The organism is Kribbella jiaozuonensis (assembly GCF_005233875.1).
Lineage (GTDB): Bacteria > Actinomycetota > Actinomycetes > Propionibacteriales > Kribbellaceae > Kribbella > Kribbella jiaozuonensis.
Genome location: NZ_SZPZ01000003.1, coordinates 460,714 through 478,971 on the forward strand (window position 1 = coordinate 460,714; position 18,258 = coordinate 478,971).

An 18,258-nucleotide genomic window follows, 5' to 3' on the forward strand; every position below is an offset into this window, starting at 1 on the left:
TAGGCTGTCCGCATGGACCGCAGCGCGTATCCGCACCACCTCGCGATCACGCTGCGGTGGAAGGACAACGACGTCTACGGGCACGTCAACAACGTCGAGTACTACAGCTTCTTCGACACCGTGATCAACGACTTCCTGATCCGGTTCGGCGGTCTCGACATTCACGGCGGTGACGTGATCGGGCTGTGCGTGGACTCGCAGTGCACGTTCAAGCAATCGCTCGAGTTCCCGGGCGTCGTGGATGCGGCGTTGCGGTGCGGTCAGCTCGGGAACTCCAGCGTGCGGTACGAGATCGCCCTGTTCCGCGAGGGATCGGACGAGCCGGCCGCGACCGGCCGGTTCGTGCACGTCTTCGTCACGCGCGCGGATCGCCGCCCGGTGCCGGTCCCGGACCACATCCGCGAGGCTCTCGAAGGGATCACGGGATGATCGTGCGCGGCGCCGTACTGCGGGAGATGGGCCTGCCGGCGCCGTACGCCGCGTCGCGCCCGCTGCGGATCGAAGAGGTGGAGCTGGCACCGCCCGGTCCGGGGGAGTTGCTGGTCCGGATCCGCGCGGCCGGCCTGTGCCACTCGGACCTCTCGGTGATCGACGGCTCCCGCCCCCGCGTCATGCCGATGCTCCTCGGCCACGAGGCAACTGGTGTCGTGCTCGAGTCGGCGGCTGCCGGTTTCGCGCCTGGCGACGTCGTGGCGTGCGCCTTCGTCCCCGCGTGCGGCGCTTGCGGACCGTGCGCGGAGGGCCGAGCCGCGCTGTGCGAACCCGGGGCTGCCGCAAACACCGCAGGCACCCTGCTGAGCGGCGCCCGCCGCCTGACCGACGTACACCACCATCTGGGTGTCTCCGGCTTTGCGGATCATGCGGTGATCTCGGCGCATTCGGCCGTCAAGATCGATCCGGCCCTCCCGCCCGAGATCGCCGCGCTCTTCGGCTGCGCAGTCATGACCGGCGTGGGCGCGGTAGTAAACACAGCGCAGGTCCGCGCCGGCCGCAGCGCAGTCGTCTTCGGCCTCGGCGGCGTCGGCCTGTCCGCCTTGCTCGGCGCCGTCCTGGTCGGAGCGCATCCGATCGTCGCGGTAGACGTCGTACCGGCGAAGCTGGAGTTGGCGCTACAACTGGGCGCGACAGTTGCCGTCGACGCCCGTGATGCGGTCGACCAGGTCCGCGAGGCCACCGCGGGCGGAGCCGACTACGCCTTCGAGACAGTCGGCAGCGCGAAGGTGCTCGAGCAGGCGTACGCCGCCACCCGCCGCGGCGGGACCACCGTCACCGTTGGGCTACCGCATCCGTCGCAGTCGTTCAGCGTGCCCGCGGTCAGCCTGGTCGCGGAGGAGCGCACGGTGAAGGGCTCGTACCTCGGCTCGTCGGTGCCGTCACGCGACATCCCGCGGTACGTCGCCCTGTACCAAGCCGGCCGCCTCCCGGTCGACCGGCTGCTGACCGCGACCGTCGGGCTCGACGACCTGAACCAGGCCTTCGACGACCTGGCCGCAGGTACGTCGATCCGTCAGGTGTTGCTGTTCTGAAGGTTCTCGGCGGCCTTCTGGAACGTCTCTTCGTTGCGGTCGCGCGCTTCGCTGGTGTAGTTGTCACCGAAGAATTCGGCGGTCGGGACAGGGCGGATCTCCAGCTCGCCGTCGGTGCGGCCGTCCGCCGCCACACATCGCCAGCCCCACTCGATCGCTTCCTGGCGGGACGCCACCTCGATCAGGCAGAACCCGGCGATCAGCTCCTTGGTCTCGGCGAACGGGCCGTCGATCACCCGGCGCTGCTTCTCGTCGTCGAACCCGAGCCGGAAACCCATCGAACTCGGCAGCAGTCCGTCACCAGCAAGCAGGACGCCCTTCTCGGCCATCTCCGCCATCACCAGACCCATCGCGGTCAGGCTCTCCTCGCTCGGCAGCCCACCCGCCTCGGACTCCTCGCTCGCCTTGAAGATCATCATGTAGCGCATCTGAGGCCCCTCCCAAGTCGGCGTTAAATACCGAGACGAATCTAGACCGGGAAGGGGACCTTCGGGCAGGCTACGCACAGTGCGTGCCCACGCACGAGATGTGAGGCCGCCCCGGAGTCCCTGAGGAGGACCCCAAGCATGCACACCCGCCCCCGCCGGATCGGCGCCCTCGCCGTAGCCGGTGCAGTTGTCTTCGGAGCCGTCGCAGTCGTCGTCAGCAACCAGGCCGACGCCCAGCAGCCCGCTCCGCTCCCCATCGACCAGTTGCTCGGCCAGGAACTCCAGGGCAAGGCCGCGCTCGGCCGGGTCCAGTCCCGGCTTCCCGAGGTCGCCTCCCGCAACGGCGTCCCCGCCACCCAGCTCGAGCGGATTCTCGCCACTGACAAGACCGCCTGGCTCGACCATGGCGGCAAGCTGTTCTACCGCGAGCCCGTCGCGACCGCGACCGAGCGGAAGTCCGCCGCGGCTCCGTCCCCGCGCTGGGCTCGGGCAGCGGTCGCCGCCGCGACCGGTCCGGCCTTCGAGCTGCACAGCAAGCCGGGCTCGAACCGGGTGATCTATCTGGACTTCGACGGCCAGACGATCAGCGGTACGGCGTGGAACACCGGCGGCAAGCCGGCCACGGTCAACGTCACGCCGTACGACACCGACGGCAATCCGAACAACTGGAGCACCGCGGAGCAGGACGTCGTACGCGATGTCTGGGCCCGGGTCGCCGAGGACTACGCGCCATTCGACGTGGACGTGACCACGCAGCAGCCGACCGCCGCGGCGATCGACCGGACCGGCTCGTCCGACCAGCAGTACGGCACGCGTGTGCTGATCGACCCGACCACCTGGTACCAGTCCGGCTGCGGGTGCGGCGGGGTCGCGTACGTCGGTGTGTACGACAACACCAGCCAGCACTCGTACTACCAACCCGCGCTCGTGTTCACGAAGGGCGTCGGCACCGGTGCGAAGAACATCGCCGAGGCCGCGGCACACGAGGCCGGCCATAACGTCGGGCTCTCGCACGACGGCACGGCGTCGGTCGGGTACTACGCGGGGCACGGCGCCTGGGCGCCGATCATGGGCGTTGGCTACTCCAAGGCGATCAGCCAGTGGAGCAAGGGTGAGTACACCGGTGCGAACAACAAGGAAGACGACTTCGCGGTGATCGGCCAGAACGGGCTGGCACTGCGGGCCGACGACCACGGCAACGGCACCTCCGACGCCACTGCTCTGACGCTCGGGACCAGTGTGAAGGGCATCTACGCGAACGACTCCGACGTCGACACATTCCGGATCGACCTCGCGGCCGGCACGTTCACCTGCGCCGCTGCTGCTGCCGCCTCGGGTGCGGACCTCGACATCAAGCTTCAGCTGCTCAACTCGTCCGGTGCTGTCGTCGCAACCGCTGACCCGGCGGCCGGGCAGTCCAGCGCGGCCACGCCGACCGGTCTGGGCGCGAGTATCAGCCGCCAGGTCACCGCGGGTCGCTACTACCTGCGGATCGAGAACACCGGGTACGGCAGCCCGCTGAACACCGGCTACTCGACGTACGGCAGTCGCGGCGCCTACTCGGTCCGCGTCACCGCGGGCTGACACCCGAACCACCCGGGGCCGTCGATCCCACCGAGATCGACGGCCCCGGGTTCTGGGGGGAACCGCCCAAAACCGGGGGGAATCCTGTGAGGAGGATTCCGAGTGAGTAGATTCCGCCGTACCGGCGCGCTCGCGTGCGCTGGTGCCGTCGTACTTGGAGGTCTGGCCGTCGCCGCCGGCACCCAGGCCGATGCGCAGCAGACACCCGTCGATCAGCTGCTGTCGCAAACCTTGGCGGGTGGCGCCGCGCTCGGCAAGGTCCAGTCGAGACTCGCCGATGTTGCCGACCACAACCGGATGCCTGTGGACAAGCTCCGGCAGATCCTTGCCACCGACAAGACCGCGTGGCTCGATGCCGACAGCAAACTGTTCTTCCGCGAGCCTGGCCTGACCAGTGCGCAGAAGGCTCCCGAGGCGTCGCCCCGCTGGGCAAGCGCCGCCGTCGCCGGCGCGACCGGTCCTGCGTTCGAGCTGCACAGCAAGCCTGGCTCGAACCGCGTGCTCTACCTGGACTTCGACGGCCACACCATCACCGGTACGGCGTGGAACGCGTCGAAGGGCATCGACCCGGTGAACGTATCGGCGTACGACACCGATGGTGACCCGGCGAACTACAGCACCGCCGAGCAGGACGTGGTCCACGAGGTGTGGGCCCGGGTCGCCGAGGACTACTCGACCTTCGACGTCGACGTGACGACTCAGGAGCCGCCGCAGTCCGCGATCGACCGGTCGGGTGCGTCGGACGAGCAGTACGGCACGCGTGTGCTGATCGACCCGGACACCTGGTACCAGTCCGGCTGCGGTTGTGGCGGCGTCGCGTACGTCGGGGTCTACGACAGCACGAGCCAGCACGACTACTACCAGCCGGCGCTGGTGTTCACGAAGGGCGTCGGTACCGGCGCGAAGAACCTCGCCGAGGCGGCGTCGCACGAGGCCGGTCACAACGTCGGGCTTTCACATGACGGCACGTCGACGGTCGGCTACTACCAGGGTCATGGCGCGTGGGCGCCGATCATGGGCGTTGGCTACTACCGCGGCATCAGTCAGTGGAGCAAGGGCGAGTACGCCGACGCGAACAACAAGGAAGACGACTACGCGGTCGTCGGCACGCACGGTCTGGCTCTCCGCGCCGACGAGGCCGGTGGCACGACTGGCGACGCCGCTGCGCTGACGGTCGGTACGCCGGTGTCCGGGATCATCGCGGCCGAGGACGACACCGACGTGTACCGCGTCGACGTGAGTGCCGCGGGCAACTACACGGCGTCGGCGAGCCCGGCGCCGACCGGGGGCAACCTCGACATCAAGCTGGACCTGCTCGACGGGTCGGGCGCGGTCGTCGCGTCGAACGACCCGGCCTCGGGACAGAGCGACGCCGGTACGCCGACAGGCCTCGGCGCGAGTGTTAGCGGCGCCCTCCAGCCGGGTACGTATTACCTGCGGATCGACAATGTCGGCTACGGCGACCCGCTCAACACCGGCTACTCGACGTACGGCAGCCGCGGTGCCTACACCCTGAACGTTTCGCCCTCCTGAACCCTGGGGCTGGTCGGCCTCTGGCGGACTGACCAGCCCCAGGCCAGGGCTTACGCCGGCACCAGATGATGTACGGCGAGCTGAGCCAGCGCCGCCGCCTGATCCGCGAGAACGGCGTCGTCGAACCGAACGATGCTCGAATGGTTCGACGGCGCCTCCTCTGCGGAGATGTCGTCCGGCCGCGCGCCGACCATCACGAACGTGCCGGGCACCTCCTTCAGCACCATCGAGAAGTCCTCGGCTCCCATCAACGGGTTCGCCAAGTCCTGGACTCGGTCGGCGCCGAAGAGGTCGGTGAGGACCTGGGACGTCTCCTTGGTGCGAGCGGCATCGTTCAGCGTGACCGGGTACTGCGGGTTGAGTCGCGCGTCGACCGTGCAGCCGTGCGCGGCCGCGATCCGCTCGGCCAGCGCGGGTAGTTCACGGGTCAGCTGGGCGAGTGTTGCGTCGGACAACGTCCGTACGGTCGCGCCGAGGCGGGCCGTGTTCGGGATGACGTTGATCGCGACGCCGGCCTCGAGCTGCGTCACGGTGATGACCACGGGATCGAACACGTTCACCCGGCGCGTTGCGTATGTCTGCAACGCGAGCACCAACTCCGCCACCACCGGCACCGGGTCGACGGTCCGGTCGGGCATCGATCCGTGGCCGCCCTTGCCGCGGACGGTGATGTGCAGCTGGTTCGAACTGGCCATCATCGTGCCCGTCCGCATCTGGAAGACGCCCTTCCCAGCCTGCGCCCAGACGTGCAGCGCGTACGCCGCGATCGGCTTGTCACCCGTCGCCTGCAGCAGTCCTTCGCGCAGCATGTAGCCCGCTCCACCGAGGCCTTCCTCGCCCGGCTGGAACATGAAGATCACGTTGCCCCGCAGCTCCTCGCGATGAGCGCTGAGCAACTGGGCGGCTCCGACCAGGCCCGCTGTGTGCAGGTCGTGGCCGCAGGCATGCATGTTCCCGTTCTCCGCCGCGTACTCGAGCCCGGTCTCCTCGACCACCGGCAACGCGTCCATGTCCCCGCGCAACAACACCGTCGGCCCCGGCGCACCACCCCGCAGTACCGCCACCACGGAGGTCAGCTCCTTGCCGGCCGTCACCTCCAACGGCAACCCACCGATGGCATCCAGCACCAACGCCTGAGTCCCCGGCAACTGCAACCCCACCTCAGGCACCCGATGCAAACCCCGCCGCAACTCCACCAACCCAGCCGCAATCCCCGCACCCTCACCAACAAACTCCACCAACGCCTCCACTCACCACCCAACAAACCCGACCCCCGACACCGTACCCACCACCACCCCACCCACCCGCCACCCAGCCGCCAGCCGCCGCCAGCCGCCGCCAGCCAGGGGCCGCGCAGCCGGTGCCCACCCCCACCGCCCAGCCGTCGGTCACCTGCCGCCGTCCGCCGCCGCCCGCGTGCTGAGGTCGTTCGGCAAGCAGCCGCCGGCGACGGCACCAGGCAACGCAGGAGATTGTCAGCGGTCACCTACCGGCCCACCCGCAAGTCAGCCGCCGTCGGTCGCCCGCCGGCCACATGCAGCTGTTCACCTGCAGCTGTTCACCTGCCGGTGGCCAGCTGACGGGCACGTGGCGTCAGTCGCCTGGCGATCTGGATGGGCCGGGCGTTGGGCGGCGGTCGGCGGGTTTGGCGTTCCAGCTTGGGCGGTGAGGTGAGTCTCCGCCGTTGGTGTGCGGACCTTCTGCGGCGTGGTCGTCGCGGCGTGGCTTGTGGAGTGGGGTTGTGGCGCCGAGGCCGGCGTCGAGTGTTCGGCGCAGGTCCTGGTTTCCGGACCACTCGGCGGCGATCTTCTCGACTTCCGCGCTCGCCTGCCGGAAAGCGCTCCGTCCCGCCAGAGCGGATATGGCAACGTCGGAGGGGTCTTTCGAGTTGTAGTCGTGGACAGTGGCGAGCGGCGCATGCATCGCCTCGGCGATCCGCCTGATGGCGTCCGCCTTCGCGGTCTCCGGAACCAGCTCGCTCAAATGCTTCGAGTACAGGAGCTCCGCGGCGACCGGGAACTTCTGCGCCGAGTTCACCACCGCCATCCGGCGGATGACCTCGTCGGCGTCCAACCCGACATCCGCGCCGACAGCCGCACTGAACGAGTCGACCGCAGGAACGTAAGCCCCGTAGGCCCCCGCCTGTGCCCCACTGATACGGGGAGCGACCTGCTCGAGACCGAGCCTGGTGATGAAGTTGTTGAGTTCGTTCTGCGTCGCGCGCTCGGTGACAGCTTCCTCGAACGTTCTGTGAGCTTTGCCCTCATACGCATCGAGCGGGAAAGCCAGCGACGTACCCGGGCCGGCCAGCAGGTGGATGTTCTCGTGGAAGACTGTGCGCAGAGCTTCGCGGTACCTGTCCAGAGTCTCGCTGTCGTGCTGCTGACCTGCGCGATCGAACATCTCCCGCAGCGGCTCGATGACATCGAGTGGGTGGTACTTGATCGAGCCGTCCCACGACACGCCGGACACTTCCTGGGTGTCGTGCGGGAGCACTACGTACTGGTTGTTCCAGGACGAGTGGTGCGCCTGCAGGACCGCCACGGTGACGGCGGCCTGCACCTGCATCAGTTCATCGAAGCTGGAGACCATCTGCGCAGTCCTTGTTTAGTCAGCGCTTCCTGGAGTACCTCCGTGGTGGTTGGGGTCGCTGGTGTTGCGGATGGCTTCGAGGTCCATCGCGAGTGGTTCGCTGAGGTGGCGGATGCGGCTTGCTTCGGCTCCTGACACCGTCGCGGCGATCCGGCCGATCTCGGCGATCGCCGTCTCGAGGAGTTCGACGCGTTCTGTCGACGTGGCGTTGCTGAGGAGAGCCCGCGACTGGACCTGGATCGCGGCTGCCAGCTCGTCCGACATCGGCGGGACCTTGTAGTTGAGCGCGGACTGCAGCGAGGCGAAGCTACGTTCGGCACGCTCCCGGTCCGCCGCGGGCTCGACCGTCGGGACGAGGCTGTGCAGCCGCTCGAGCTCGGTTCGCATGCTCTCCTGGTCGATCTCCTTGGCCATCACCGCATCGACAAGCCGCTGCTCCAGTTCGTCGTACGCTGCGTAATCCATGGGCTCAGTATCCCGGTCTGTCGGGCGAACCGCGGCGGTCGAGCCCGTCTTAGGCGACCTCTCAGGCGGTGCGGGTCAGGACTCCTCTCGAGCCGGCTGGCTGGTTGGTACGAGCGGTGGACGAACGGTTCTCGGTCGGCGAGGTGATCGTTGCCGCAGGCATGAGCCCGGACAGCGCGGCGTGGTGGGCCGAAGGCCCGGTGCGGGACGGCGGGACGTGGGCCGAGGCCACGTCGGGGGCGGGGACGTGGGGTACGGCGCCGTGGGGCGCGGCGGCGTGGGGTGACGGGGCGTGGGGTGACGGGGCGTGGGGAGTGGGGACTGGCGCCGGGAGGGTGCAGGCGTTGGCGTGCGGCGGAGCCGCGGCGTGAGGTGAGGCGATGGCATCGGGTGGGGCGATGGCGTGGGCTGGGCCGATGGCGTGCGGTGAGGCCGGGGCGTGAGGTGAGGGCACGGGGTGAGGTGAGGCTGTGGCGTGGGTTGGGGTGATGTCGGGCTGGATGGGGCTGAAGGTGTAGGCGGATTCGGCGGATTGGACTTCTTGGTGGAGGCGGTCGAGGAGTTCGTTGGCGGTGGAGAGGGACTTGGCGGCGGCGAAGCCGGGCGCGGTTAGTTCGTAGGCGTCCAGGTGGTTGAGGCCTGTGCGGAGGATCGACTCGAGGCGGGAGCGGGTGTCGGCGCCAGTTGGCTCCAAGTCGGGGAGACGGGTGGAGTTGTAGACGAGTGTGACCAGCAGGGGGAGTTGGTCGGCCGCGGTGTGGCGGTTGAGGAGGTCGAGGACCTCGCCATCACGGAGGTTGTTGCGGGACTCCAGGTCGCTGGTGAGCTTGCGGACGGCGGGCACGAACGCGGCGTAGTACCCGCCGGCCTCGACAGACTCGATGCCGGGGGCAACTTTGTCGACGTCTAGTCGGTGGATGTAGTCGTCCAGGTGATCCTGCGCCCAGGCTTCGGTGACACCCTCTTCGAGTTCGCGGCTGCCGGGTTTGGTGAAGGCCTCGCGCGCGGCTTCCTGGGTCGATCCGGACGGGCCGAGGAAATGGGCTTGCTCGTGGAGCAGCGTCGCCAGGGATTCGCGGTACTGGATGAGGGTGGCTGGTGGTTGCTTCTCGCCGGCATGTTCATACATCTGGCGCAGCGGATCGAGAATCGTCTCGTCGTCGAGGTAGAGAGTGCCGTCCCAATGGGCCAGGCCGAGGATGGCGCCGGTGGACTCGACGACGCGCCCGTTCCACGCGGACTGGTCGGCGTCGGCGAGAACGCGCGCAGTCTCCCCACTCGCGGCCAGCAGTTCGTCGAGTGAGCAAATGGTCATGAGCGGAACGCGATCGCGAGGCGGACGAGGGAGTCGGCTGTCCGGCGGAAGCGGGCTTGGTCGCGCGGATCCTCGGCCTGCGCCGCGAGCCGCCCGAACTCGGTGATGAGCCAGTCGGCCCGCGCTTGTCGCTCTGCAACGGTGGCGGTCGGGCCGAGCGTCGTACCGGATGGGTGCTCCATGAGATGTCCTCCCGAGGTGTGAAGTCGGCGGAGAACATACGGAGATCGGCCGCGAAATCAGCGGCGAGTTTCGGAGCTGTGGATAACTAGAAGAGCGTCGGGGGTTCAGTCGCGACCGGCTCCGGGAGCGGCGCGAGCGCGGGGACGGCAGCGGCGATGGTCGCGTAGAAGCGGCGGGCGAGGTTCAGTGCCTCGGCGTTGTCGGGAGTGTGCAGGAAGATCGTCGGCGAGCGGCCCTCGGAGAGCCAGTGCACGACCAGGTCGACGAGATATCCCCACCCGTCGACGGTCTCGGCCACGGAGTCGCGACCGATGTAGCGGACGATCGGGAACGCGGTGAGGGCGCGAGTACGACGAGCCACGCGCGGCTTCTTCATCCAGGCGTCCCGCTCGGCGAAGCTCGTCGGCCGGCGGGAGAAGAGTGTCCCGGTGTCGAACGGGATCCACTCGGCGTCAACGCGCGCGAGTACCCGCTCGAGGTTGCCGGCGGCATCCGGTTCGTCGAAGAACGAGCGGTGGCGGACCTCCACGGCGTACCGGTAGTCGCGGGGCGCCTGGTGCAGGAACGCGGCGAGAGCACCGAGGTCGGTGGGGGAGAACGCGGCCGGCAGCTGGATCCAGACAGCGTGGTTGCGCGGGCCGAGCGGCTCGATCGCTGCGAGGAACGCACGTAACTCGGCGTCGACATTCGTGAGCCGGCGCTCGTGCGTGATCACCTGCGGAAGCTTCACGACGAAACGGAAGTCCGACGGGGTCTGCGCGGCCCACGATGCGACTGTCGACGAAGACGGTGTCGCGTAGAACGTCGTATTGCTCTCGACCGCATTGACCCAGGAGGCATACGACCGCAGCTTCTCGCGAGAAGGTTGCGGCCAGTCAGGATGCGTCCACTGCGCACAACCGACATGCAGCCTCATAGCGACCGCACATACTGCCGACACACGTGGACGCGAGCGAAACGCGAGCGCATAGAAGCCTCGAGCTCGATCGGCGCATGCATGAACGCGCTGACCGGCTTGCCCAAACCCTCCGGCGTCTCGAAGCCGTCGGCAGCGTCCTGCCACGACTTGTAGACATGGAGATACCGGAAGTTCTCCGTGAACCCGGACCGCTGGTACCACGAGTTCGCCGACGCATCCCCACGCGTCCACGCATCCAGTACGCCGCCTCGCAGCCGAGGAAGCACCGCGTCGAGCAGTTGCGTGGCCAACCCGCGTCGTTGGTGATCGGGATGTATGGCGAGGACGTCGATCGTGGCGCGGTCCGCGAAGATCTCGACGTCCATCAGTCCGACCACAGCATCGTTCTCGACGGCGACGACGCGGTGCGCCGGGTTCGAGAACACCGGGCGGTCGACCACAACGTCGTCGTAGTACTCCGTGCCGAAGAAGCTGAGCAGGCGGCACCGGAGCCAACTGGCGGCGTCGGTGTCACGGTAGTCGCGGATCTCGGTCATCCGGCGCCATGATGGCACGCCGCCCGGCACCCTTCCAGAGGGTTGCCGGGCGGCGGTCAGAGCAACGAGGTCAGCGGTCGACCTCGCCGCGGATGAACTTCTCGACCAGGTCGCGGCAGACGTCGTCGGCGTACTGCTCCGGCGGCGACTTCATGAAGTACGACGAAGCGGACAGGATCGGGCCGCCGATGCCGCGGTCCTTGGCGATCTTCACCGCGCGGATCGCGTCGATAATGATGCCGGCCGAGTTCGGCGAGTCCCAGACCTCGAGCTTGTACTCCAGCGACAGCGGCACGTCGCCGAAGTTGCGGCCCTCGAGCCGGATGAAGGCCCACTTGCGGTCGTCCAGCCAGGCCACGTAGTCGGACGGGCCGATGTGCACGTTGCGCGGGTCGATCTCGTCGCGCAGCTGCGAGGTGACGGACTGGGTCTTGCTGATCTTCTTGGACTCCAGCCGCTCGCGCTCGAGCATGTTCTTGAAGTCCATGTTGCCGCCGACGTTCAGCTGGTACGTCCGGTCCACGGTGACACCGCGGTCCTCGAACAGCTTGGTCAGCACGCGGTGCGTGATGGTCGCGCCGATCTGCGACTTGATGTCGTCGCCGACGATCGGCACACCGGCCGCGGTGAACTTGTCCGCCCACTCCTTGGTGCCGGCGATGAACACGGGCAGCGCGTTGACGAACGCGACCTTCGCGTCGATCGCGCACTGCGCGTAGAACTTCGCAGCCTGCTCCGAACCGACCGGCAGGTAGCAGACGAGTACGTCGACCTTGGCCTCGCGCAGCGCCGCGACCACGTCGACCGGGTCGGCGTCGGACTCGGTGATGGTCTCGCGGTAGTACTTGCCGAGGCCGTCGAGGGTGTGACCGCGCTGGACGGTGACGCCCGTCGGCGGTACGTCGCAGATCTTGATCGTGTTGTTCTCGCTGGCGCCGATCGCGTCGGCGAGGTCCAGGCCGACCTTCTTGCCGTCGACGTCGAAGGCGGCGACGAACTCCACGTCGCGGACGTGGTAGTCGCCGAACTGGACGTGCATCAGACCGGGGACGCGCTCCTCGGGCTTCGCGTCACGGTAGTAGTGCACGCCCTGGACGAGCGAGCTGGCGCAGTTGCCGACACCGACGATCGCTACGCGGATCGAGGTCATCTGGAATCTCCTTGGGTAGGCGGTTGGTGCTGTTCTGGGGGCCGCTGTTGCCGCCGCTCGCCGTCGATCAGCTCGTTCAGCCAGCGGACCTCGCGCTCGGCCGACTCCAGGCCGTGCCGTTGCAGCTCGAGGGTGTAGGTATCGACCCGCTCCGCCGTCCGGCTCATCGCCGCCCGGAAGTTGGCCAGCCGCTCCTCCATCCGGGCCCTGCGGCCCTCGAGGATGCGCAACCGGGTGGCCGGATCGGTCCGGCCGAAGAACGAGAAGCGGACGCCGAACGTGTCGTCCTCCCAGGCCGACGGACCGGCCTCGTGCATCGCGTGCGCGAAGTAGTCCTTGCCGTCGGCGGTGATCGTGTAGACGATCTTCGGCCTGCGGCCCGACTCCGGTGTCCCGGGGTCGGCCGTGATCAGGCCGTTGCGGAGCATCGCCTTCAGACACGGGTACAACGAACCGAACGACAGCACGCGTCCCCAGCCGAACTGGGCGTTGACGCGCTTGCGGAGCTCGTAACCGTGCATCGGCGCTTCGTGCAGCAGACCGAGTACGGCGAGCTCCAGGACCCCACTGCGGTTTCCCATGAGCCACCTCCCTCGGTCTAGTTTGTCATGACCTGATGTATCGGTTCGATACATCGCTCCGCCACTGTAAGCAGACCTGCACCCTGTGGACAACTCTTGACAAACGCGGCCTTTGTCACCTCTCGCGGGAAACCTGTTACGTCAGAGGCCGATCCGCGTTAATCGAATGACACGCAGAGTCGCCGTCTCAGAGCGGAGGGTCATGGCCGACAGCCATGGGAAGCACGCCAGGTCCGAGGTCGAAGCTGAAGCCGACGGTGCGCTCGCGCGGCTGGCGCTGCGGTTCACGGCGTTCACCGAGAAGTGGCTGCCGGACGCGTTCGGTTTCGTCCTGGTCGGAACGTTCGTGGTGCTGCTGTTCGGGCTCGTCACCGGCGAGCCGCTGCTGAAGCGCCCGGACGACCCGGCCGCGACCAAGGGCTACGGACTGGTCGATGCCTGGGGCATCGGGTTCTGGTCGCTGATCACCTTCACCCTGCAGATGGTGATGATCATCATCGGTGGGTACGCCGTCGCGACCAGCGGACCGGTCGCGCGATTGATCACCCGGCTCGCGCGGATCCCGAAGAACCCGCGGACCGCGGTCGCGTTCGTCGCCGCGGTCGCGATGCCGGCGTCGTACCTGAACTGGGCGTTCAGTCTGATCTTCGCGGCGATCCTGGCGCGCGAGGTGGCGCGGAACGTGCCGAAGGCGGACTACCGCGCGCTCGGGGCGATGGCGTTCCTCGGTCTCGGCACCGTGTGGGCGCAGGGGCTGTCCGGCTCGGCCGCGCTACAGGTGGCGAGCGCGAGCAGCAGTCCGCCGCCGGTGCAGGAAGTCATCAAGGCCAGTGGGCACGCGAGCGGGCTGATCCCGCTCAGCGACACGATCTTCACCTGGCAGGCGATCGTCGCGACGCTGATCGTGTACGTCGTCGGCGTCGGGATGGCGTGGTTCATCGCGCCGGGCGAAGGCAACTCGCGGACCGCGGAGCATCTCGGCATCGAACTCAAACCGCTCGTCGGCCGCGGATCGCCGTACAACGGTCAGCGTCTGGAGACACGTCGGCCTGGTGACTGGCTGGAGCATTCGCCGCTGTTCAGCCTGCTGATCGTGTTGCTCGGTGTGGTTTACCTGGTCCGCTACTTCAGCGGGAAGAGCTTCTTCAACGCGCTCGACCTGAACACGATCAACCTGATCCTGTTCCTGCTCGCGCTGCTGCTGCAGTGGCGGCCGTGGCGGATGGCTCGCGCCGTCCGCGATGGTGCACCGGCGGCGGCCGGCGTACTGCTCCAGTTCCCCTTGTACGGCGGGATTTTCGGCATGATCGCGTACACGGGGATCTCCGGGCGGCTGGCTGGGTGGTTGGTGCATGCGAGCAACCAGTTCCTGTTCCCGCCGTTGGTTGCTATCTACTCCTGCGTCCTCGGCATCTTCGTACCGAGCGGTGGCAGCAAGTGGGTGATCGAGGCGCCGTACGTATTGCAGGCCGCGAACGAGCTGAAGGTCGACGCCGGCTGGATGGTCGTCGTGTACGACCTCGGCGAGGCGAGCGCCAACCTGCTGCAGCCGTTCTGGATGTTGCCGACGCTCGCCATCCTCGGCCTGAAGGCGCGCGACATCATGGGCTACACGTTCACGATGTTCCTGGCCTGCTTCCCGGCCGCACTGATCGCCGTGACGCTGCTGGCACCCCACGTCACCTCATGAGAGTCGCATCACAGCGCCTCCCTGGATGCCAACCTTGCAACGTTGTAAGGCGTCAGCGGAAGAGTCCCGGTGGACCGTTTTCACTTGGACGCCCCGTGGTTGCTAGCATCCGGAGCGGATTCGGGCGCGTTACCACACCCACCGTAGTCTGTGGGGCAATGACTCCAGCCAGATCGTCGAGGATTGCAGCGTGAGTGAAGCTCGTAGGAAGGCCGCCCCGGCCCGCCGTCGGCAGAAGAGGCACTGGGCGGTCCGCGTTCTCGGCTGGCTGGCCGCGCTGATCTTCCTCGGAATCATCGGCTCGGTCGCGACCTTCTTCATCGTGTACCAGACGACGAAGATCCCGGACCCGAACAAGGAGTTCGCCACCAACACGACCACGGTGACGTACGCCGACCAGCGGAATCCCCTAGGCACGTTCTACGAGCAGAACCGGCATTCGGTGCCGATGTCGCAGATCCCGAAACGCGTCCAGGACTCGGTGATCGCGGCCGAGGACCGGACCTTCTGGACCAACCCCGGCATCTCGCCGTCCGGCATGGTCCGGGCCGCGGTGAACATCGCCCGCGGTGAGCAACTGCAGGGTGGTTCGACCATCACGCAGCAGTACGTCAAGGTCATGTACCTGACCCAGGAGCGGACGGTCGGACGCAAGCTCAAGGAACTGTTCATCGCGACCAAGCTGGGCCGGCAGCAGGACAAGAGCAAGACGCTCGAGGGCTACCTGAACACGGTCTACTTCGGCGAGGGCGCGTACGGCATCTCCGCCGCGGGCGACGCCTACTTCAGGAAGCCCGACCCGAACACACTGACTGTCCCGGAGTCAGCGCTTCTTGCCACCGTTCTGAACAACCCGACGCTGTTCGACGTCACCGATCCCGACCCGCGGACCAAGAAGCGGATCATCGACCGGTATCACTACGTCCTCGACGGCATGCAGCAGATGGGCACGATCAGCACGGCCCAGGAGAGGCAGTACGCCAACGCGCTGCCGAAGCTCGACATGAGGCCGAAGAGCAGCCGCTACGGCGGCCCGAACGGCTTCCTCCTGGACATGGCCCGCAAGGAGCTGGGGAAGCTCGGTTTCGACGAGGACGCGATCACCGGCGGCGGCTTGAAGGTCACGACCACCTTCAACTACACGCAGCAGAACAAGATCCTGCTCGCCGCGAAGGAAGAGAAGCCGAAGAAGAGCAACGGCCTGCACATCGGGATGGCCTCGGTTCAGCCCGGCACCGGTCAACTGCTGGCGATGTACGCCGGGCCCGACTACCTCAAGAGTCAGCTGAACTGGGCGACGACCAAGGCCCGGCCGGGTTCGTCGTTCAAGCCGTTCGCGCTGGCCGCGGCGCTCCAGGACGGGAAGTCGATCTACGACATCTTCCAGGGCGACAGCCCGATCACGATCCAGGGCCAGAAGTTCGGCAACGAACTCAGCACCGACTACGGCGACGTCACGTTGCTGAAGGCGACCGAGGAGTCGGTCAACACCGCCTTCTACGACCTGGTCGACAACAAGATGGACAACGGGCCGGAGAAGGTCACAGCCGCGGCCGAGGCGGCCGGCATCCCGGCCTCGAAGACCCTCGAGGACGACAAGGGCAACCCGTCCACGGTGCTCGGCCCGGACGCGTACGCCTCGCCGGTCGACATGGCGAACGCGTACGCGACGTTCGCTGCCGAAGGCAAGTACACGCCGCTGCACGTGATCAAGGAAGTTCGTGGTCCTGACGGCAAGGTGCTGTGGTCGGACGCGAGCGTGCTGAAGCAGCAGAAGCAGGCGTTCCCGCCGGAGGTCGCCAACATGGTGAACTACGTTCTGCAGCAGGTCGTCAAGGACGGTACCGGAACGGGCGCCAAGGACCTGGACCGTCCGGTTGCCGGCAAGACCGGCACCGCGGGTGGTGTCGCGGTGGAGGACCGGGCCGAGAACAAGAAGTGCGGCGGCTGTAAGGACGGCTCGGCGACGCTGACCTCGTGGTGGAGCGCCTACACGCCGCAGCTGTCGACCTCGGTGCTGTACCGGGCCGGCAAGGACGGCGAGTCCGACCTCGACCCCTACAGCGACGACCCGGCGTTCTTCGGTGGCAACTGGCCGCTGAAGACCTGGCTCGCGTTCATGAAGGCAGCCCTGGACGGCGTGCCGTCGGCCGACTTCGTCGCGCCGGACGCGGACCAGGTCAAGGACACCACCACGCCGACGTACACGCCGCCGCCGAGTACGCCGACGAACACACCCACGAACACGCCACCGCCCAGTACTCCGCCGCCGAACACGCCGCCTCCGTCGACGCCGCCGCCGAACACCCCGACGAACACGCCGACGAAGACGAAGCCGACCAAGCCGACGAACACACCGGGCTGGCCGTCGTTGCCGACCGGCGGGACGACGAGCGAACCGACGAAGACCCCGCAGAAACCCGGCGGCGGTCAATAGCTCAAGACGACGGCACCCCACCCGGGGTGCCGTCGTCGTTTGGTTGCCAGGTCCGGAGATAAGGCACGATGGTGGCGTGACTCGGGCGGACTTTGGCATGCGGTGGTGCGGGCGTGTTTGAGCGCACGGCCGATGGTGACCCCAAGCCGGGGCGGGCCCGGCGGGCCCGGGTGGACGGCGTCGGCTGGCAGCGGTGGATGCCGACGGCCCAGGGCCGTGAGGTGCTCGGGTGGTGGCTGGTCAGCCGGGTGGCGCTGTTCGTACTGTCGGTCTCGGCGCCGCTGCTGTTCAACCGGGGCAACGACTACCCGAACGTCTGGCACGCCTGGCTGCAGTGGGACGTCTGGCACCTGAAGGCGGTCGCCGAGTTCGGCTACAACCACGGCGAGCCGTCCGGAGCGCCACTGGCGGCGTTCTTCCCCGGTTTCCCGTTGCTGGTCCGGCTGGTCAGCTACACCGGCATCGGGTACGTCGCCGCGGGCATCGTCGTGTCCGCGGTGGCCAGCGCGTTCGCGGGCATCTACCTGGCGCGGCTGGCGCAGTACGAGTTCCCGGAGCTGAAGGGCATCGGCCCGAACGCGGCAATGATCTGGTACGGCGCTCCGGTCGGCGTCTTCCTCGCCGCCGGGTACACCGAGGCGCTGTTCTGCGCGTTCGCCTTCCCCGCCTGGCTGGCCGCGCGACAAGGGCGCTGGGCGCGGGCCGCCGTGTTCGTCGCGCTGGCGTCGACAGTGCGGGTGTCCGGGATCTTCCTGATCTTCGCGTTGCTCGTCGAGTTCATCACCTCGAAGAAGCGGGACTGGCTGTCGCTGCCGTGGCTGGCGTTGCCTGCCGTGCCCGTGCTGGGTTTCATGGCGTACCTGAAGCAGATCCATGGCTCGTGGTTCGCCTGGCAGCAGGCGCAGGAGAAGGGCTGGGCGCGTGAGTTCACCTGGCCGTGGATCTCGCTCGAGCACACGTTCCAGGCCGCCAGCAAGGGCCACTTCTCGCCCGACCGCAGCGACTGGACCTGGATGTTCCGCGCCGAGCTGGTCGCCCTGTTCGTTCTTCTGCTGCTCCTGGTCTGGCTGTTCTGGCGCCGGTCCTGGGGGGAGGCCGCCTGGGTCGCCGCAACAGTCGGCGCATTCTGTACGTCGTTCTGGATCTACTCGCTCACCCGCGCCACCCTGCTCATGTGGCCGCTGTGGATCGGCCTGGCCGTCCTCGCCCGACGGAGACCGTGGATCGGTCGGCTCTACCTGGCCGTGGCCATACCGCTGGCAGCTATCTGGGCGGCCGGCTTCTTCACCGGCCGCTGGTCCGGCTGAGTAGTTCTGCTC

At 67.8% G+C, this 18,258-nt stretch carries 17 protein-coding genes; 7 read left to right on the plus strand and 10 right to left on the minus strand.

From position 1 onward, the window contains the following. The first annotated feature begins 12 nt into the window (after window positions 1-12). Both FDA38_RS21885 and FDA38_RS21890 read left to right on the plus strand, forming a co-directional pair. Window positions 13-429 carry an acyl-CoA thioesterase gene (locus FDA38_RS21885; protein WP_137255952.1) on the plus strand — a complete coding sequence of 139 codons (417 nt, stop codon included), beginning with the start codon at window positions 13-15 and terminating at the stop codon, window positions 427-429. Further along, entirely contained in the window at window positions 426-1,526 is a 1,101-nt protein-coding gene (locus tag FDA38_RS21890; protein ID WP_137255953.1) for a zinc-dependent alcohol dehydrogenase family protein, read from the plus strand. Before FDA38_RS21885 ends, FDA38_RS21890 begins: the two co-directional genes overlap by 4 nt. Here the strand turns inward: FDA38_RS21890 and FDA38_RS21895 are convergent. Beyond that, window positions 1,508-1,954 (minus strand): YciI family protein, encoded by a 447-nt coding sequence (locus FDA38_RS21895; protein ID WP_137255954.1) that lies wholly within the window; start codon window positions 1,952-1,954, stop codon window positions 1,508-1,510. The two genes, FDA38_RS21890 and FDA38_RS21895, sit on opposite strands and share 19 nt — an antisense overlap. Window positions 1,955-2,092: 138 nt before the next feature. Between FDA38_RS21895 and FDA38_RS21900 the strand changes: the two genes are divergently transcribed. Next, the gene (locus FDA38_RS21900) at window positions 2,093-3,538 is read left to right on the plus strand and encodes a M12 family metallo-peptidase (RefSeq protein ID WP_137255955.1); all 1,446 of its coding nucleotides are present in this window, start codon (window positions 2,093-2,095) and stop codon (window positions 3,536-3,538) included. Between the two features lie 102 nt (window positions 3,539-3,640). Continuing rightward, complete coding sequence (locus tag FDA38_RS21905; protein ID WP_137255956.1) at window positions 3,641-5,071, plus strand: pre-peptidase C-terminal domain-containing protein; 1,431 nt, start codon at window positions 3,641-3,643, stop codon at window positions 5,069-5,071. 50 nt (window positions 5,072-5,121) lie between these two features. Here the strand turns inward: FDA38_RS21905 and FDA38_RS21910 are convergent, their stop codons facing one another. The 9 genes from FDA38_RS21910 to FDA38_RS21950 form a co-directional block, all read right to left on the minus strand. Beyond that, on the minus strand, window positions 5,122-6,309 hold the full coding sequence (locus tag FDA38_RS21910) for a M20 metallopeptidase family protein (protein ID WP_137255957.1): 1,188 nt from the start codon (window positions 6,307-6,309) through the stop codon (window positions 5,122-5,124). Between the two features lie 355 nt (window positions 6,310-6,664). Continuing rightward, entirely contained in the window at window positions 6,665-7,663 is a 999-nt protein-coding gene (locus FDA38_RS21915; RefSeq protein WP_137255958.1) for a hypothetical protein, read from the minus strand. Window positions 7,664-7,678: 15 nt separating this feature from the next. Then, complete coding sequence (locus FDA38_RS21920) at window positions 7,679-8,128, minus strand: hypothetical protein (RefSeq protein WP_137255959.1); 450 nt, start codon at window positions 8,126-8,128, stop codon at window positions 7,679-7,681. Between the two features lie 61 nt (window positions 8,129-8,189). Then, window positions 8,190-9,443: a hypothetical protein gene (locus tag FDA38_RS21925; protein ID WP_137255960.1), complete on the minus strand. Its 1,254-nt coding sequence runs from the start codon at window positions 9,441-9,443 to the stop codon at window positions 8,190-8,192. Then, window positions 9,440-9,625, minus strand: coding sequence for a hypothetical protein (locus FDA38_RS21930; RefSeq protein ID WP_137255961.1), 186 nt, complete (start codon window positions 9,623-9,625; stop codon window positions 9,440-9,442). Before FDA38_RS21930 ends, FDA38_RS21925 begins: the two co-directional genes overlap by 4 nt. An 86-nt stretch (window positions 9,626-9,711) precedes the next feature. Next, a complete protein-coding gene (locus tag FDA38_RS21935) occupies window positions 9,712-10,542 on the minus strand; it encodes a DUF72 domain-containing protein (protein WP_137255962.1) in 831 nt (276 codons plus the stop codon). Then, a complete protein-coding gene (locus FDA38_RS21940) occupies window positions 10,539-11,081 on the minus strand; it encodes a GNAT family N-acetyltransferase (RefSeq protein WP_137255963.1) in 543 nt (180 codons plus the stop codon). Before FDA38_RS21940 ends, FDA38_RS21935 begins: the two co-directional genes overlap by 4 nt. Before the next feature lie 70 nt (window positions 11,082-11,151). Beyond that, complete coding sequence (locus FDA38_RS21945) at window positions 11,152-12,231, minus strand: inositol-3-phosphate synthase (protein WP_137255964.1); 1,080 nt, start codon at window positions 12,229-12,231, stop codon at window positions 11,152-11,154. Further along, window positions 12,228-12,812 (minus strand): PadR family transcriptional regulator, encoded by a 585-nt coding sequence (locus FDA38_RS21950; RefSeq protein WP_134106506.1) that lies wholly within the window; start codon window positions 12,810-12,812, stop codon window positions 12,228-12,230. Before FDA38_RS21950 ends, FDA38_RS21945 begins: the two co-directional genes overlap by 4 nt. A 202-nt stretch (window positions 12,813-13,014) precedes the next feature. On the opposite strand from FDA38_RS21950, the gene FDA38_RS21955 reads away from it, so the two are divergent. The 3 genes from FDA38_RS21955 to FDA38_RS21965 all read left to right on the plus strand — a co-directional run bounded on the left by FDA38_RS21955 (window position 13,015) and on the right by FDA38_RS21965 (window position 18,246). Next, a complete protein-coding gene (locus FDA38_RS21955; protein ID WP_137255965.1) occupies window positions 13,015-14,502 on the plus strand; it encodes a short-chain fatty acid transporter in 1,488 nt (495 codons plus the stop codon). 190 nt (window positions 14,503-14,692) lie between these two features. Further along, window positions 14,693-16,939, plus strand: coding sequence for a transglycosylase domain-containing protein (locus FDA38_RS21960; RefSeq protein ID WP_137255966.1), 2,247 nt, complete (start codon window positions 14,693-14,695; stop codon window positions 16,937-16,939). Window positions 16,940-17,052: 113 nt separating this feature from the next. After that, complete coding sequence (locus FDA38_RS21965; RefSeq protein WP_233714846.1) at window positions 17,053-18,246, plus strand: mannosyltransferase family protein; 1,194 nt, start codon at window positions 17,053-17,055, stop codon at window positions 18,244-18,246. Window positions 18,247-18,258: the final 12 nt, after the last annotated feature.